The sequence below is a fragment of the uncultured Alcanivorax sp. genome (assembly GCF_947258575.1).
In the GTDB taxonomy this organism is placed as follows: domain Bacteria; phylum Pseudomonadota; class Gammaproteobacteria; order Pseudomonadales; family Alcanivoracaceae; genus Alcanivorax.
Genome location: NZ_CAMYIV010000002.1, coordinates 151721 through 167336 on the forward strand (window position 1 = coordinate 151721; position 15616 = coordinate 167336).

The window sequence follows — 15616 nt, forward strand, 5'->3', positions numbered from 1 at the left end:
GAAGCTAGAAGCTAGAAGCTAGAAAAACGGGTTCCGAAAAGCGGCATGGCTCTCGGAACCCGCGCTGTTGCCTTTACAGAGGCAGAGCGACTCCTTCCGCTGCCAGAAACTCGGTCAGCAGAATCAAGGGCAGGCCCACCAGGGTGTTGGGGTCCCGGCCTTCCAGGGCCTTGAACAGGACAATACCCAGTCCTTCAGATTTGAAGCTGCCGGCGCAGTTGAGCGGCTGTTCTGCATCCACATAGCGTTCTATCTGCGCGGGACGAAGAGTGCGAAATTGCACATGGTAGGGGTCGCAGGCCACCTGGGTGCGCCCGGTGGCAGTATTGAGCAGGCAAAGGCCGGTGAGGAATGTAACCCGCTGGCCGCTGGCGGCGCTGAGCTGTTCAATGGCCTTTTCCCGGGTGCCGGGCTTGCCCAGTACCCGGTCGCCAATCACTGCCACCTGGTCAGAGCCGATGATCAGGGTATCCGGGTGTGACCCGGCCAGAGCGGCGGCTTTTTCCCTGGCCAGACGCATTACCAGTGCCACCGGGGATTCGCCGGCCAGGCGGGTTTCATCGATATCCGGGCTCTGGTGGATAAAATCCAGCCCCAGTTTGTCCAACAACTGGCGACGGAAGGGCGAGGACGAGGCAAGTAACAGGGCAGGGGTGTCAGTCATGATTATCTCCGCTTCTGGCGCGGCAGAGTGTAGTGATTTTCCCTTGATGGAAGAAGGGTTGAGGGCAGATAAAGCCGTCAAAATGAGCGGGTTCGGCCTGATTTATGCACTCAGCCCGGTAATCTTTTTCCCGGATACGAAAAACTCTTTTGCTGTCAGCGATTTAGCTGGCCACATTAACTTTGACAGGCGGGCCTTGCGGCCCTAGAATTGCGCGCTTATGTTTTCAGGGCAACTGCCACAGTTCCTCGATCCCCGCAAATATGCGGATCAGGGTCGCGTCGTTGAGGGCCGGCTTACCGTTAGTGACCTGCCTCGCCTGCAGGATTACCGCGAAAGTCTGGACCAGCCAGTAGTAATTTCGCTGGCGTTCGGTCGTGATGAAGAGGGGCATCGGCGTATCGAGGGCGAGGTCAGCACGCAATTGGTGCTGCCGTGTCAGCGCTGCCTGGAGCCAGTAGTTTGTGACGTGCACGCGACCATTGATGTGGCGCTGGTACGGAACGAGGATCAGGCGAAAGCCTTGCCGCAGCGACTGGATCCCTGGCTAGTGGGTGATGATCCCATGGTACTCACCGACCTGCTTGAAGAAGAGCTGTTGCTGGCCATGCCGTTGGTGGCACTGCATGACTCTTGCCCGACAGTGTTACCGCACGAAAGCGGTAAACCTGAGAAACAGGAAAACGCGGATAACCCTTTTGCCGTTCTGGCCAAATTAAAAGGTCAAGGCAAGTAAATTCAGGCTGAATAAACGCCCGAGGAGTTCGAAATGGCTGTTCAGAAGAACCGTAAAACCCGTTCCAAGCGCGGCATGCGCCGTTCTCACGACGCGCTGACTTCTGCCGCGCTGACCGAAGATACCAATACCGGTGAAGTTCACCGTCGTCACCACATTTCCCCTGATGGCATGTACCGTGGCCGCCAGGTGATTCGTCAGGTCGAGACCGACGACGAATAAGTGACGCGGGAGCCTCGGGCTCCCGTTTTGCTGTGTGCCTGTAGTAGGCACCCAGAAAATCCTCCTCCGGGAGGATTTTTTGTAAGTGGATGATAGCCACCATGTTTCCATGGGCGGAAATTTGGCAGAATAGCCGCCGCTGAATTGATAACAAGGAAACAGCCCATGTCGGTTGTGACGTTGGCGGTGGATGCCATGGGGGGAGATCACGGTCTTGCCGTGACAGTGCCCGCCGTGGCAACAATGCTTTCCCGCCAGGAACATCTGCACATCATTCTCGTCGGCCAGCCTGAACCGCTGGCGGACGCCATAAAGAAGGCTGGTCTCGATGGCCATGCCCGCATCACAGTCCAGCCCGCCAGCGAACTGGTGGCCATGGATGATTCTGTGGCTGTAGCGATGCGCCAAAAGAAAGACTCCTCCATGCGTGTGGCCATCAATATGGTCAAGGAAGGGCGCGCTCAGGCAGCGGTCAGTGCCGGTAATACCGGTGCTCTGATGGCGGTGAGCCGCTTCGTGCTCAAGACCCTGCCCGGGGTGGATCGTCCTGCCATCTGCACCGCCATTCCCACCGTGTCCGGCCACTGCCATATGCTGGACCTGGGCGCCAATGTGGATTCCGAACCCGAGCATCTGTTGCAGTTTGCCCTGATGGGGCAGGCGCTGGTCAATGCGGTGGATGGCGTGCGCCACCCCCGGGTGGCCCTGCTCAACATCGGTGAGGAAGACATCAAGGGCAATGAGCAGATCAAGGAGGCCGCCGGCCTGCTGCGTGATGCCCCGAACATTAACTACGCCGGCTTTATCGAGGGTGACGGCATCTTTGCCGGTGAAGCGGACGTGGTGGTCTGCGATGGCTTCGTGGGTAATGTGTCGCTGAAGACCATGGAGGGCGTGGCCAAGATGCTCAAGAACATGATCCGTGAAGAGGCGGAACGTTCCTGGCTGCGCAAACTGTCCGCCTTGCTGGCCCTGCCGGTATTTCGCGGTCTGAAATCGCGCATGGACCCGGACCGATACAACGGCGCCAGCCTGGTTGGTCTGCGCGGTGTGGTGGTGAAAAGCCATGGCGGTACCACGGTGGAAGGCTTCGCCAGTGCCCTGGAAGTGGCCGAACTGGAAGCTCGCCGCAATGTGCCGGCACTGATCCGCGATGCCCTGGCACCAGTGGGCAGCAGCGCGGACGCCTGAAACAGTACATTAATACTTTGTTGCAGGGTGGGCCGGACAGCCAGTGGCAAAGCCGGCATACTGCGACCTGCATTGTTAAGGGGATAGTGAATGTCCAAAACTGCTTTTATTTTTCCCGGTCAGGGTTCCCAGAGCCTTGGCATGCTCGCTGACTTTGCCGACCGTCCGGCGGTAAGGCAGACCTTTCAAGAAGCGTCCGGCGCCCTCGGCCTGGATATCTGGGCCCTCTGTCAGGATGGTCCTCAGGAAGCTCTGAACCAGACTGAAAATACCCAGCCCCTGTTGCTGACGGCAGGTGTTGCCCTGTGGCGGCTGTGGGAGCAGAGCGGTGGTCCTCGCCCCAATTTGCTGGCTGGCCACAGCCTGGGTGAATACACCGCCCTGACCTGTGCCGGTGTGGTCACCCTGGGCGATGCGGTGCGTCTGGTGCGTACCCGTGGACAGCTGATGCAGCAGGCCGTGGCCGCCGGTGAGGGCAAGATGGCAGCCGTGCTGGGTCTGGATGATGATCAGGTCCGCGCGGCCTGTGAGCAGGCCGCCGATGGCGATGTGGTTGAAGCGGTGAACTTCAATGCCCCAGGCCAGGTAGTCATTGCCGGTTCCGCCGCCGCGGTGGAGCGTGCCATCGCCGCCTGTAAGGAAGCCGGCGCCAAACGCGCCATGCCTTTGCCGGTCAGCGTACCTTCCCACTGTGCGCTGATGAAGCCGGCAGCGGATCAACTGGCAGAGACTCTCAAGGCCACCAGCTTTCATGCAGCGGAAATGCCGGTCATCAATAATGTGGATGTGGCAATGGAAACCGCGCCGGAGCAGATCCGCGAAGCGCTGATTCGCCAGCTCTATTCGCCGGTGCGCTGGGTGGAAACCATTCAGGCCCTGAAAGAGCAGGGTGTCAGCCACGTATATGAATGCGGGCCGGGCAAGGTGCTCAGTGGTCTGATCAAACGGATTGACCGGGACATCGCTGCCCGGCCGCTGGAAACCGGAGAGGCCTTCGAGGCAGCTCTGAAGGGAGAATAAGGATGTCAGAAAAGAAAGTCGCCCTGGTTACCGGTGCCAGTCGCGGTATCGGTCGTGCCATTGCCGAGCAGCTGGTGGCAGATGGCTTTTTCGTGGTTGGCACTGCCACCTCGGAAAAAGGCGCTGCGGCTATCGGTGATGCACTGGGTGCCAACGGTGCCGGCAAGGTGCTGAACGTGACCGACAAGGAATCCGTTGCCAGCACGGTGAAGAGCATCAATGACGAGTTCGGTGCCCCGTTGGTCTTGGTGAATAACGCAGGGATTACCCGCGATAACATCATGCTGCGGATGAAAGATGACGAGTGGGAAGATGTCATCAACACCAACCTGAATTCCCTCTATCGGGTCAGCAAGGCCTGTCTGAAAGGCATGACCAAGGCCCGTTGGGGGCGCATTATCAATATCAGCTCCGTGGTCGGTACCATGGGGAACGCGGGCCAGGCGAACTATGCCGCTGCCAAGGGTGGAGTAGAAGGTTTCACCCGTGCATTGGCGCGGGAGCTCGGCTCACGTAACATCACAGTGAATTCCGTGGCGCCGGGCTTTATTCAGACGGACATGACGGAGGCCCTGCCCGAGGCGCAGAAAGAGGCGCTTCTGGCGGGTATTCCGCTGGGTCGTTTGGGTCAGCCTGGGGAAATTGCCAGTGCAGTTGGCTGGCTTGCCAGCGACGGTGGCGGCTACGTCACCGGGACCACTTTACATGTCAATGGCGGCATGTTTACCGGGTAGCTCAAAAAACGGGCACCGGAGGGTTTCTGAAAAAGCGGTCTAATACGCTGTTTTTACAGAAGAAAATATTTGGAAAAACTTCAGGTAACGGCACTGGCTCAGTTGGGTTGCAAGCGCAAACAGCGTTCACCTAGAATAGCCGCTGACAGGTGCTAGCACACCATTAATCAGGAGAGTTATAGGATCATGAGCAGCATCGAAGATCGCGTAAATAAAATCATCGTTGAACAACTGGGTGTTAAGCCGGAAGACGTAAAACCAGAAGCGTCCTTCGTTGAAGATCTGGGTGCCGACTCCCTGGACACCGTTGAGCTGGTGATGGCCCTCGAAGAAGAATTCGAAACTGAAATTCCGGACGAAGAAGCGGAGAAAATCAACACCGTTCAGTCCGCTGTGGATTACATCAAAGCCCACAGCTGATTTCAGTTGTTGAAGCAGTACCAGGAAAGCCGCAAGGTTCTATGAACTTGCGGCTTTTTTGTTGCCGCTGAAGTCACACTGGCTTTGCCATCATGAGTGGCCAAAGTGAAGGGTGTTCTTCGAGCTAATTCATGGCTGAACGTTGATTTTTGCTTACACAACGGCGACGAGCATCGGGATTCTTTGTAGTAATCTTGTGCATAGTGCCCCAACAATAAAGGATGGGAGGTATTCGGGTGACGTCACGTCGAGTAGTGATTACAGGTCTGGGAATGTTGACCCCGCTGGGTGCGGATGTGGCTTCCACTTGGGAAGGTATCAAAGCAGGTAAGAGCGGTATCCGTAACATCGAGCATTTCGATACGGAATCCTTCGCCACGCGTTTCGCAGGCCTTGTGCCGGAATTCGACATCGCCGACTACCTGTCTCCGAAAGATGCCCGCAAGATGGATGTCTTCATCCAGTATGGTCTGGTGGCGGCGATTCAGGCCATCCGCGATGCCGGTCTGGATATGGAGAAGGAAGATGCCGACCGTGTAGGTGCGGCGTTCGGCTCGGGAATCGGTGGCCTGACCAATATTGAAGACAACCACCGCAAGATGCTGGATTCCGGCCCGCGCAAGCTGTCCCCGTTCTTCGTGCCTGGCACCATCATCAACATGATCGCGGGTAATCTGGCCATCATGTACGGCATGAAGGGGCCCAACTTTGCCATCACCACAGCCTGTACCACGGGTACCCATAACATCGGTTTTGCCGCCCAGCAGATCATGCTGGGTCAGGCAGACGTGATGGTAGCGGGGGGCTCCGAGAAAGGCTCCACGCCGTTGGGCATGGGCGGCTTTGCTGCAGCGCGAGCGCTGTCGACGCGTAATGATGACCCTCAGGGCGCCAGCCGCCCCTGGGACAAGGGCCGTGATGGCTTTGTGCTGGCCGATGGTGCCGGTGCGGTGGTGCTGGAAGAGTACGAACACGCCAAGGCCCGTGGCGCTACCATCTACGCCGAGCTGGCAGGTTTCGGCATGAGTGATGATGCCTATCACATCACTGCACCAGCAGAGGGTGGAGTGGGTGCCATGAAAGCCATGGAAAATGCGCTGCGCAATGCGGGAGTGGCCGCGGACGAAGTGGATTACATCAACGCCCACGGCACCTCCACACAGATGGGCGACCTGGCGGAAATTGCTGCCATCAAGTCCCTGTTTGGCGAGCATGCCGGGAAACTGGCGGTGAGCTCCACCAAGTCCATGATCGGTCACCTGCTGGGAGCGGCCGGTGCGGTAGAGGCGATCTTCTCCATCCTGGCCATTCGTGACTCCATTGCGCCGCCCACCATCAACCTGGATGAACCCGATGAGGGGTGTGATCTGAATCTGGTGGCAAACACGGCCCAGCAGTGCAATATCGACTATGCGCTGTCCAACTCCTTCGGTTTCGGCGGTACCAACGGTACCCTGCTGTTCAAGAAGGTGTGATGGTCGACCCCCGTGATCGCGGACTGGCCTATGGCGACGGGCTGTTTGAAACCCTGAGGGTGACGGCGGATGGCGCAGTGCCGCTCTGGCCCTGGCATCTGCGGCGTTTGCTGCGCGGTACCAAGGCGTTGGGGCTGCCATCCCTGCCGCAAACCCGTTATCTGTCTGCTGTTGAAGCAGGGGTTGCCGCTCTGGGCGGAAAGCCCGGGGTGGTCAAGCTGACCTTGACCCGGGGGCCGGGGGGGCGCGGTTATCTGCCTCCCTCGAACCCACAACCAACGTTGTTATGGCAGGCCGGTCCGCTGCCAGCCTGGTCCCTCCCGCTGCGTGAGCAGGGCATTGTGCTGGGTCTGTGTGGTGAGCCATTGCACCCGGAGGCCCTGGCCGGGCTCAAGCACCTCAATCGTCTTCCCCAGGTACAGGCTCGCCGCGAAGTGGCTCGCCAGGGTTGGCACGAGGGGCTGTTGCTCAGTCCCCGTCGCCAACCGCTGGAAGCCACCTCGATGAACCTGTTCGCCCGGTTTGATGGCTATTGGTGGACGCCGGACCTGCAGGCGGCACGGGCGGGCGTGGCGGGGGTGATGCGTGAGTGGCTTGATGAGCACTTGACGGAGCAGGGGGAGAGAGTGGTTTGCGATCTGCGGCCGCTGTCACAGCTTGTTGACGCTCAGGGGCTGTTTTTGTGCAACAGTGTTGTCGGCGTGCTCCCGGTGCGTAAACTGGCGCAATGGCAGTGGCCGGTACTGGATTCAGTGCTGCAATTGCAGCACTCTGTGGATGCCCTTTTTCTGCCACGGTAACACCGCTGCCAACCTGCCTGAGACATCAGGATCCCTGAGCTTCCCGGTGATGGGCGCCTTGAGAGGTGGAGTTTTTCCCCGCTGACTCACGCGCCCCGCTGGGTGATCGTTCTGCTCTGGCAAAGAATTTATTTCATTCCGCAACACAGGCCCTACAATTTCTCTCATGCGTAAAAAAATTCGAATTTTCGGACTCCTGGTGGTGTTGCTGGTGGTCGCCATTCCTTTGGTGACGGCCTGGGTCAGCAGCTACTTGCACCAGCCCTTGCCGCTGACAGAGCCCAGTGTGGTTGAGGTTCCCCGTGGTGCTGGTTTGAGTCAGGTGCTGCATGCGCTGAAAAAACGCGGCTTGCTGGGCGAAGGCTATCAGGCGGATTTTCGCCGTGTAGGGGCGCGGCTCTATAGCAGCCTGACGGATATGGACGGGCGCATGCATGTGGGCGAGTATCGCTTGCGGCCCGGTGACTCCCTGCTCAGCCTGCTGGAAAAAATGGATCGTGGTGAAGTGATTCAGCGCAGCCTGACGCTGGTGGAAGGCTGGAACTTCCGTGAGCTGCGCCTGCGGTTGGCGGCTCAGGAAAGCCTGAGCCATACCCTGGACAGCCTCACCGATGACCAGATCATGGAAAAGCTGGGCCGCCCGGACCTGCATCCGGAAGGCTGGTTTGCGCCGGAAACCTACTTTTATACCCGTGGTACCTCTGACCTGACCATCCTGCGCCGGGCGCTGGAACGGCAGGAAGCCTTGCTGGAAGAGGCCTGGTCACAGAAAGCGGATGACCTGCCCATTGATAGCCCTTATGAAGCGCTGATCCTGGCTTCCATCATTGAAAAGGAAACCGGGGTACCGGACGAGCGCCCGGAAATTGCCGGCGTCTTTACCAACCGCTTGCGCAAAGGTATGCGACTGCAGACCGATCCCACCGTGATCTACGGTATGGGCGAGGCCTATGATGGCAATATTCGCCGTTCCGATCTGCGCCGACCTACCCCCTACAACACCTATACGATCTCCGGGTTGCCTCCCACCCCCATCGCCATGCCCGGGCGTGAAGCGATTCAGGCGGCGGTCAATCCGGCGGAAACCGAGTCCCTGTTTTTTGTCGCCCGGGGCGATGGCAGTCATTACTTCTCCAAAACCCTGGCACAACACCGCAAGGCCGTTCGTGACTATCAGTTACGCCGTCGCGAGGGGTATCGCTCCTCGCCGGGGGGCTCACAGTGAGGGGCCGTTTCATCACCCTGGAAGGGGGCGAGGGAGCCGGCAAGAGCAGCAACCTGGACTGGCTTGCCACCCGGTTGCGCGAGGCAGGCAAGACCGTGCTGGTAACCCGTGAACCGGGTGGTACGCCGCTGGCGGAATCCATTCGTAATGTCCTGCTGGCGCCCAGCGATGAAAAAATGGCGGATGATACCGAGTTGCTACTGGTGTTCGCGGCCCGGGCCCAGCACCTGGCAGAAAAGATTCGTCCGGCTCTGGAGCGTGGCGACTGGGTGCTCAGTGACCGGTTTGTGGATGCCACCTGGGCCTATCAGGGGGCAGGGCGAGGCCTCAATCGCGACGCCATTGCCCGTCTGGAGCAACTGGTGGTTCGCGATACCCAGCCCGACATGACCTTGCTGTTTGATGTGCCGGTGGACGTGGGCATGGCCCGTGCCGGCAAACGGGCGGCGCTGGACCGCATTGAGCAGGAAGACCGGGCGTTCTTCGAGCGGATTCGCCAGTGTTATCAGCAGCGGGCCGGCAACGAACCGGGCCGCTTTCGGGTGCTGGATGCCTCATGCGATCTGGAGCAGGTCCGTGCCCAGCTACAGCCACTGCTGGAGGAAATGCTCACATGGTCGTAGAGCGCGCACGTATCCAGGTACCGTGTCCTTGGCATCAGGACACTATGGCCCAGCTGTTGGATCAGCATCAGCAGGGGCGCCTTCCCCATGCGTTGCTGATCACTGGCGCGAAAGGGATCGGCAAGCTGCGGCTAGCGGAGTCGCTGGCGCAGACATTGCTCTGTGACAACCCGGCCGGGGGGCTGCCCTGTGGCCAGTGTCAGGGGTGCCAGTTGAGTGCTGCCGGCACCCACCCGGACCTGCACCGGCTCAGCCCGGAAGACAAGAGCAAGGTCATCAAGATTGATCAGGTACGCAAGCTGGTGGGCTTTGCCACCCGCACCGCCCAGTACAGCGGCTACCGGGTGGCGATTGTGGCGCCGGCGGAGGCGCTCAACCGCAACGCCCAGAATGCCCTGCTCAAGACCCTGGAAGAGCCCGGTGGCCAGACGTTGTTGCTGCTGGTCTGCGATCAGCCGACCCTGTTGCTGCCGACGATCCGCAGCCGCTGCCAGCAGCGCATCCTGCCTCTGCCGCCCCAGGAGCAGGCTCTGGAGTGGTTGCAGGGCCAGGTAGGGGAGAGTGCCCGCTCGTTGCTGGATGCGGCTCAGGGGGCGCCTCTGCGAGCCCTGGACCTGGAGCAGGCGGAGTGGTTTGCCGATCGGGCCCGTTTGCTGGAGGTGCTGGTGTCGGTGGCGGAAGGGCGTCAATCGGTGGCTCAGGCGTCCCCCATGCTGTCAAAGCATGATCCCACGGAAATGGCCGGGGTGATCTATGGCTGGCTGTCCCGCTGCCTGAATCAGGCCTATTCCGGACAGCAAAGCGCCGATGCCTCACTGGCGCCCTTGCTGACCCGACTGTCCCGTGCCGTGCCGCCGGCGCGCCTGTTGCGCGCTGCCCAGCGAGTACTGGAAGGGCGAAGAGCATTGATGTCTGGGGCCAATCCCAACAAGGACCTGCTCTACGAACAGTGGTTGCTGGTGCTGGTGGGCGTTGACGCTGCGGCGGCAGCCCACTAATCTTTACCCTATTAATAATAAAGTCTTACTGGTTGTGCCATGCCGCTGAGGGGCATGGGGACAGCCGGTATGTCACACGAGGCACCCCCCTATGAAAATGCCCGGCGGCCGCAGCGGCATCCTGTCGCTTTCCATCAAGGACAAGGCGGTACTGTATTCCGCTTACATGCCCTTCATCACCAATGGCGGCCTGTTCATTCCCACCGACAAGCAATACAAGCTGGGTGAGGAAATCTTCCTGTTGCTCAACATCATGGATGAGCCGGACAAGATCCCGGTGGCCGGCAAGGTGGTCTGGATCACACCGAAAGGGGCCCAGGGCAATCGCAGTGCCGGTATCGGCGTGCAGTTTTCCGACCAGGACGACACCGCCCGGGTCACGATCGAAAACCATCTGGCCGGCTCCCTGGAATCCGACCGTCCTACCCATACCATGTGACAGGCTTTTACCACAGAGGCCACAGAGCTCACTGAGGAAGAAGCATTTTCTTGGTCGTTATGATCTGTGGCGGTGGAAGCTGACGGCGTGGGATTGCACGACAGAATCTTTCCGGTCCTAGTGCTTTTACTCAGTGTCCTCTGTGCCCTCTGTGGTAAAACATCCACCGGGATGCCTGCTACAATGCCCGCGTTTGTCATGCTGGAGCATTGAATGTCTGACGTCGCTTTTGTGGATTCCCACTGCCACCTGGATCGCCTCAATCTGGACGCCCATAACGGGGACTTTGATGCCATGATGGCCGCCACCGCCGAGGCAGGCGTGAGCCACATGCTGTGCATTGGCGTGGACCTGGAAACCTTTCCCGATGTGCAGGCACTGGCCGAGCAGCATGACCATGTTTATGCCAGTGTCGGCGTACATCCGCTCTACAAGGAATCCCGCGAACCCCAGGTCAGTGAGTTGGTAGAAAGGGCATCGCACCCGAAAGTGGTCGCCATTGGCGAGACCGGGCTGGATTACTTCTACGCCAAAGAGCAGCGGGAGTGGCAGCAGCGATATTTCATTGCCCATATCCATGCAGCCCGAGAGACCGGGCTGCCGTTGGTGATCCATACCCGTGGTGCCAAGGACGATACATTGGCGTTGCTCAGAGAGCATGGTCAGGGGCAGGTGCGTGGCGTACTGCATTGCTTTACCGAAGACCTGGACATGGCGCAGCAGGCCATCGATATGGGGTTCTATATTTCCATCTCCGGCATTATCACGTTCCGCAATGCGCAAACCCTGCGTGACACCGTCAAGGCTTTGCCGCTGGAACGCCTGCTGATCGAAACTGATTCCCCCTGGCTGGCGCCGGTACCGTTCCGGGGCAAGCCCAATGAGCCTCGCTATGTGGCCCAGGTGGCTGAATGTGTGGCGGAGCTAAAGGGGGTTGAGGTCGCTGAACTGGCGCGCATTACCCGCGACAATTTCTTTACCCTCTTCAACAAGGCGCAACCATGAATCCGAATCTGATGCTGGGGCTGGCTGCCCTTGGTGGTGCAGTCTTTGCGGCGCTGTTGGTGCTGTTATTCGAGCGCAGTCGTAGCGCTGGCCGGGAAGCGGAACTGGTGGCCCAGAAGCAGGCACTATCGGAGCCGCTGGCCCAGGTGCCGCTGCTGCGAGAGCAGCTTGAAACCAGCCAGCGCCGTTTGCAGGACAGTGAGTCCCGTCTGCAGCAGCTGGCCTCGGACAAGGCACGGCTGGAAGAGCGGTTGGCCGGCCAGGAAGAGAAACTGACCTTTGCCGAGAAGAGCCGCGAACAGCTCAAGCAGGAATTCGAAAACCTGTCCGCACGGATTTTCGAGCAGCGGGGCAAGCAGCTGCAGGAACAACAACAGCAAGGGCTGGACGGCATGCTCAAGCCGTTCCGCGAGCAACTGGCGGACTTCCGCCGCAGGGTCGATCAGATCCACAGTGACGAGACCCGGGCCCAGGCTTCCCTGATCGAGCAGCTGGGCCAGTTGCGCAGCCTTAACCAGCAGATGCACGAGGATGCCCGTAACCTTACCGATGCCCTGAAAGGGCAGGTGAAAACCCAGGGTAACTGGGGGGAAATGATCCTCGAGCGGGTGCTGGAATCCTCTGGGCTGACCCGTGGCCGCGAGTATGAAACCCAGGTCACCCTGAAAGACGACAGCGGCCAGCGACGCCTGCCCGATGCCATCGTCCACCTGCCCGAGAACAAGGACGTGGTGATCGACGCCAAGGTGTCCCTGGTGGCCTATGAGCGGTTGTCATCGGCCTCCACCAGCGAAGAGCGGGAGCAGGCCCTGCGCGATCACCTGATGTCCCTGCGCAGTCATATCAAGGGCCTGGACATCAAGGATTACAGCGGCCTGGAAGGCATTCGCAGCCTGGACTTCGTGCTGCTGTTCATTCCCATCGAAGGCGCCTTCATGGTGGCCATGGAGCAGGACTCCAGCCTCTATACCGATGCCTTTGCCCGCAACATCGTGCTGGTCAGCCCAACCACCTTGCTGGTCACGTTGCGCACCATCCAGAACATCTGGCGCTACGAGTACCAGAACCGCAATGCGCTGGATATCGCCGCCCGTGCCGGCAAAATCTGTGATCAGGTGTCGTTGGTCACGGAATCCCTGGAAGACGTGGGTGACAAGCTGGCCAAGGCAACATCGTCCTGGGAGCAGACCCGCAAGCGTCTTACCAGCGGTAATGGCAACCTGCTTCGCCAGGCCCATCAGTTGAAAGATCTGGGTGCCAAGGCTCGCCGCAGCCTGCCGGCACCGGATGAGGAAGAAGACACTGAAGACCTGCAGGACGACAGTACCGACTGATAAGTCAGTCGGACAATGCGGTGTGAATGTTGTAAAAGGTTGCTTTTATATCAAGCGTTTTGCATGATAAAAAATATGCAGTAAAACTTCGCGCAATGTGACGCTATATGTCGTTAAAAACGACAAAAATAGCGATAAAATGCCCGGACTTGGCAGTCATTTTTAATTATTTTCTGGCACCAATGTGCCATCGTTCTAATATCAGAACCAGGTCACAGGTATAAGCCGAAATCCTTAGTTAGTATCCGTTGCGTAACGAAACGCTAACTGAGGGTAATTTTATGTATCGTTTGATGGTGGCCCTGCTGCTGGGGGCGGGTCTGGTTCAGACGGTATCGGCGTTGGAAGCCCAACCCCGGGTTATCGGGGGACAGGATGTCACACAGGTGCGGCCGTGGATGGCCGAGGTGGAAATCAGCCGGTCCGGCAATCCCAATTATACGGCGACGCTCTGTGGCGGCACTCTGATTGCTCCCCGCTGGGTGCTGACTGCCGCCCACTGTGTGGCCAGTGTCGAGGCGGACATGCTGTTTGTCTCCCTGGGCAGTGTTAATCGCACTAGTACAAAAGCGCCGGAGCAACTGGCGGTAACCGAACTGCAGGTGCATCCCGCCTACAATGCCACCCACTTCCATAATGATCTGGCCCTGCTCAAGCTGGCGGCGCCGAGCCGCTTCACGCCACTGGATATGGCCAAGCCTCACATTGTTACCGAGCTGGCGGTGGGCAACCACGATGAAGCCCTGCAGGTACTGGGCTGGGGTTCCACCACCCCGGATGGCTTTGCCCTGACCGAGACCTTGCAGAAAGCGGATCTGGACTTCGTGTCGCCGGACTATTGCGCCAGCCAGTGGAGTAACCTCACTGGCAACCAGATTTGTGCCGGTGAAATGAACCCCCAGGGTCAGAAGCAGGATTCCTGCCGTGGCGATAGCGGCGGGCCGCTGGTTTATCGCAAGGATGACCAGCAGTGGCTGGTGGGGGTGACCAGCTACGGCCATGAAACCTGTGCCACCGATGGTGTGCCGGCGGTCTATAGCCGTGTGGATCGATACCTGCCCTGGCTGGAAGAGACTACCTCCGGCGGACTGGTGGACCTACAGACCGAAGGCCTCAACGGCGATCAGTACCGCAACACGTCCAGTGCGGTGACCCTGTATCCGCGCATTGCCAACACCAGTACCCGCAATGACGCCCGCAATGTGGGCCTGCGTATCGAGCACCAGGCCGGTCTGTCTGTGTCAGTCCCGGGCCTGTCCTGCCGGACCTATACCGGCTACACCGATTGTCGGAACAGTCTGTTCCTGGCGCTGGGACAGACCAGTGCCACCTATGCCGTGACTCTGAAGGCTTCGTCCCGCTGGGCGGATCAGGTGCGAGTCAGCCCGATCAGCGACTCTTACGATTACTTCAGCCTGCGCAGCGAAGCGTTCAATCTGGTATTCAGTAACGAGCCGGATGTGGTGCTCAGCCTGACCACCAACCGCGGCAGTGATGGCCATGTACGCGTCAGTGCCCTGGTGCGCAATGCGGCGACTCATCAGACAGCGGCACGGGTGCGTCTGGGCTTCACCCTGCCTGCAGGGTGGGAAACCGTTGAGCTGCCGGGCAACTGCAGTGGCAGTCGTAACATTCAGTGCGGTCTTGGGGATCTGGGGCCGGAGCAGTTTGTGGCCCAGCAATTGCTGCTTTCCGGTGAGGGTTATGACCCCATGACCGTGCAGGTGTGGACCGATAACGGTGACTTTCCTACCGGCGACAGCAAAGCGTATACCCGTCCCGCTCAAGCTCGTAGCGCCAGCAGCGGTGGCGGCACGACGGCAGGGAGTGACAGTGGTGGTGGCGGGGGAGGTAGCTTGTCGTTCCTGGCGCTGCTGGGCCTAGCCCTGGTTGCCACTCGACGGCTCCACCAGTGACAGATGGCGCTGGCGCTCCGGCGCCAGCGCGCCCTGATTGCCTTTCCAGGGCACCGCATCCATGCCCTTGGGGACTTCCGCGAGCTGGAACGGCGCCTTGATAATCTCGAAGTAGGGCGAGTGATCGAAATCTGCGGCGGTAATGGCTCGTGGCTGTAGTCGAAGCAGGCGGCTACCGGAGCCGTTTTCCTTCACCAGCGGCAGCACCGGGAACTGTACGAAACTGAACGCATCGGCAACGACGGTGCCAGTCAGTGCCCGGGCCAACTCCCCGGCCCAGCGCCGGAACAGGTTGACGCGCCAGCGTAGCGGCAGCCATCGCCATGGCATCAGGGTCAATAACGCCAGCGCCACCCAGGACTGGCTGCCACCGGCGCCGATTCGGCTGATGGCATAGCGCAATACGTCCTGGGCTTCATTGTCACTCAGTCCCTGGGCCCGGCAGACACGTATCTGTCGGCCTTCCAGGGCAGACAACGGTTCCACGATCAGGCCCCGTTCCAGGCGCGCATCAATCACCAGTTGGGTATCCGGTTCGCAGGGGGTGTAATCCCCCAGCAAGGCACGCAGGGCCGGGTCAGCCACGTCATGAAGTCGACCGATATAGAGCACCGCCCGGGCAAAGCGGCTGTCGCCGATTACCTTGAAGGTGCGGTCCACACTGCTATGGCCGGCCACCAGCAGCACATCACAGGGCTTGAGTACGGTGCGCAGGCTGTCCAGGTCGGCACTGGGCTGGCCACTGAACGGCTCGTCTCGCTGCAGGCGGCGGCAGATCCATTGATAAAAGGCCAGTTGGCGACTCATGGGCACT

The 15616-nt window shown here is 59.7% G+C and carries 18 protein-coding genes; 16 read left to right on the forward strand and 2 right to left on the reverse strand.

Features of this window, described 5'->3' with window-relative positions; genetic code table 11:
• Positions 1-73: 73 nt before the first annotated feature.
• Positions 74-664 (reverse strand): nucleoside triphosphate pyrophosphatase, encoded by a 591-nt coding sequence (locus tag Q0Y02_RS00840; RefSeq protein WP_297762995.1) that lies wholly within the window; start codon positions 662-664, stop codon positions 74-76.
• On the opposite strand from Q0Y02_RS00840, the gene Q0Y02_RS00845 reads away from it, so the two are divergent.
• The 16 genes from Q0Y02_RS00845 to Q0Y02_RS00920 all read left to right on the forward strand — a co-directional run bounded on the left by Q0Y02_RS00845 (position 663) and on the right by Q0Y02_RS00920 (position 14802).
• Positions 663-872 (forward strand): hypothetical protein, encoded by a 210-nt coding sequence (locus Q0Y02_RS00845; protein ID WP_272963459.1) that lies wholly within the window; start codon positions 663-665, stop codon positions 870-872. The two genes, Q0Y02_RS00840 and Q0Y02_RS00845, sit on opposite strands and share 2 nt — an antisense overlap.
• Positions 873-884: 12 nt before the next feature.
• Positions 885-1400 (forward strand): YceD family protein, encoded by a 516-nt coding sequence (locus Q0Y02_RS00850; RefSeq protein ID WP_035247324.1) that lies wholly within the window; start codon positions 885-887, stop codon positions 1398-1400.
• A 33-nt stretch (positions 1401-1433) separates the two neighbouring features.
• Positions 1434-1622, forward strand: a complete 189-nt coding sequence (gene rpmF, locus Q0Y02_RS00855; RefSeq protein ID WP_035247326.1) for a 50S ribosomal protein L32 — start codon at positions 1434-1436, stop codon at positions 1620-1622.
• A gap of 165 nt (positions 1623-1787) precedes the next feature.
• Positions 1788-2813, forward strand: coding sequence for a phosphate acyltransferase PlsX (gene plsX / locus Q0Y02_RS00860; RefSeq protein WP_272963460.1), 1026 nt, complete (start codon positions 1788-1790; stop codon positions 2811-2813).
• Between the two features lie 90 nt (positions 2814-2903).
• Complete coding sequence (gene fabD / locus Q0Y02_RS00865; RefSeq protein WP_272963461.1) at positions 2904-3833, forward strand: ACP S-malonyltransferase; 930 nt, start codon at positions 2904-2906, stop codon at positions 3831-3833.
• A 2-nt stretch (positions 3834-3835) separates the two neighbouring features.
• A complete protein-coding gene (fabG, locus tag Q0Y02_RS00870) occupies positions 3836-4567 on the forward strand; it encodes a 3-oxoacyl-ACP reductase FabG (protein ID WP_035247334.1) in 732 nt (243 codons plus the stop codon).
• Between the two features lie 186 nt (positions 4568-4753).
• Complete coding sequence (acpP, locus tag Q0Y02_RS00875) at positions 4754-4987, forward strand: acyl carrier protein (protein WP_035247337.1); 234 nt, start codon at positions 4754-4756, stop codon at positions 4985-4987.
• 236 nt (positions 4988-5223) lie between these two features.
• Positions 5224-6462 carry a beta-ketoacyl-ACP synthase II gene (gene fabF, locus Q0Y02_RS00880; RefSeq protein ID WP_297763017.1) on the forward strand — a complete coding sequence of 413 codons (1239 nt, stop codon included), beginning with the start codon at positions 5224-5226 and terminating at the stop codon, positions 6460-6462.
• Positions 6462-7262: an aminodeoxychorismate lyase gene (gene pabC / locus Q0Y02_RS00885; RefSeq protein ID WP_297763020.1), complete on the forward strand. Its 801-nt coding sequence runs from the start codon at positions 6462-6464 to the stop codon at positions 7260-7262. The genes fabF and pabC overlap by 1 nt, the downstream gene beginning before the upstream one ends.
• 166 nt (positions 7263-7428) lie before the next feature.
• Positions 7429-8487, forward strand: coding sequence for an endolytic transglycosylase MltG (mltG, locus tag Q0Y02_RS00890; RefSeq protein ID WP_297763023.1), 1059 nt, complete (start codon positions 7429-7431; stop codon positions 8485-8487).
• Positions 8484-9110, forward strand: coding sequence for a dTMP kinase (gene tmk, locus Q0Y02_RS00895; RefSeq protein ID WP_290498111.1), 627 nt, complete (start codon positions 8484-8486; stop codon positions 9108-9110). The genes mltG and tmk overlap by 4 nt, the downstream gene beginning before the upstream one ends.
• Positions 9101-10108, forward strand: a complete 1008-nt coding sequence (locus tag Q0Y02_RS00900) for a DNA polymerase III subunit delta' (protein ID WP_297763029.1) — start codon at positions 9101-9103, stop codon at positions 10106-10108. Before tmk ends, Q0Y02_RS00900 begins: the two co-directional genes overlap by 10 nt.
• A gap of 91 nt (positions 10109-10199) precedes the next feature.
• On the forward strand, positions 10200-10547 hold the full coding sequence (locus tag Q0Y02_RS00905) for a PilZ domain-containing protein (protein WP_062816575.1): 348 nt from the start codon (positions 10200-10202) through the stop codon (positions 10545-10547).
• Between the two features lie 213 nt (positions 10548-10760).
• On the forward strand, positions 10761-11552 hold the full coding sequence (locus Q0Y02_RS00910; RefSeq protein ID WP_290498116.1) for a TatD family hydrolase: 792 nt from the start codon (positions 10761-10763) through the stop codon (positions 11550-11552).
• Entirely contained in the window at positions 11549-12886 is a 1338-nt protein-coding gene (gene rmuC, locus Q0Y02_RS00915; RefSeq protein ID WP_297763039.1) for a DNA recombination protein RmuC, read from the forward strand. The genes Q0Y02_RS00910 and rmuC overlap by 4 nt, the downstream gene beginning before the upstream one ends.
• Positions 12887-13167: 281 nt before the next feature.
• Entirely contained in the window at positions 13168-14802 is a 1635-nt protein-coding gene (locus tag Q0Y02_RS00920) for a serine protease (RefSeq protein ID WP_297763041.1), read from the forward strand.
• On the opposite strand, the gene Q0Y02_RS00925 is transcribed toward Q0Y02_RS00920, so the two are convergent.
• Positions 14767-15609, reverse strand: a complete 843-nt coding sequence (locus Q0Y02_RS00925) for a hypothetical protein (RefSeq protein ID WP_297763044.1) — start codon at positions 15607-15609, stop codon at positions 14767-14769. The genes Q0Y02_RS00920 and Q0Y02_RS00925 overlap by 36 nt on opposite strands.
• Positions 15610-15616 lie beyond the last annotated feature (7 nt).

Coding starts and splice junctions, on each gene's coding strand:
- Q0Y02_RS00845 (WP_272963459.1), top strand. CDS start 663: ATGATTATCTCCGCTTCTGGCGCGGCAGAGTGTAGTGATTTTCCCTTG.
- Q0Y02_RS00840 (WP_297762995.1), bottom strand. CDS start 664: ATGACTGACACCCCTGCCCTGTTACTTGCCTCGTCCTCGCCCTTCCGT.
- Q0Y02_RS00850 (WP_035247324.1), top strand. CDS start 885: ATGTTTTCAGGGCAACTGCCACAGTTCCTCGATCCCCGCAAATATGCG.
- rpmF (WP_035247326.1), top strand. CDS start 1,434: ATGGCTGTTCAGAAGAACCGTAAAACCCGTTCCAAGCGCGGCATGCGC.
- plsX (WP_272963460.1), top strand. CDS start 1,788: ATGTCGGTTGTGACGTTGGCGGTGGATGCCATGGGGGGAGATCACGGT.
- fabD (WP_272963461.1), top strand. CDS start 2,904: ATGTCCAAAACTGCTTTTATTTTTCCCGGTCAGGGTTCCCAGAGCCTT.
- fabG (WP_035247334.1), top strand. CDS start 3,836: ATGTCAGAAAAGAAAGTCGCCCTGGTTACCGGTGCCAGTCGCGGTATC.
- acpP (WP_035247337.1), top strand. CDS start 4,754: ATGAGCAGCATCGAAGATCGCGTAAATAAAATCATCGTTGAACAACTG.
- pabC (WP_297763020.1), top strand. CDS start 6,462: ATGGTCGACCCCCGTGATCGCGGACTGGCCTATGGCGACGGGCTGTTT.
- mltG (WP_297763023.1), top strand. CDS start 7,429: ATGCGTAAAAAAATTCGAATTTTCGGACTCCTGGTGGTGTTGCTGGTG.
- Q0Y02_RS00900 (WP_297763029.1), top strand. CDS start 9,101: ATGGTCGTAGAGCGCGCACGTATCCAGGTACCGTGTCCTTGGCATCAG.
- Q0Y02_RS00905 (WP_062816575.1), top strand. CDS start 10,200: ATGAAAATGCCCGGCGGCCGCAGCGGCATCCTGTCGCTTTCCATCAAG.
- Q0Y02_RS00910 (WP_290498116.1), top strand. CDS start 10,761: ATGTCTGACGTCGCTTTTGTGGATTCCCACTGCCACCTGGATCGCCTC.
- rmuC (WP_297763039.1), top strand. CDS start 11,549: ATGAATCCGAATCTGATGCTGGGGCTGGCTGCCCTTGGTGGTGCAGTC.
- Q0Y02_RS00920 (WP_297763041.1), top strand. CDS start 13,168: ATGTATCGTTTGATGGTGGCCCTGCTGCTGGGGGCGGGTCTGGTTCAG.
- Q0Y02_RS00925 (WP_297763044.1), bottom strand. CDS start 15,609: ATGAGTCGCCAACTGGCCTTTTATCAATGGATCTGCCGCCGCCTGCAG.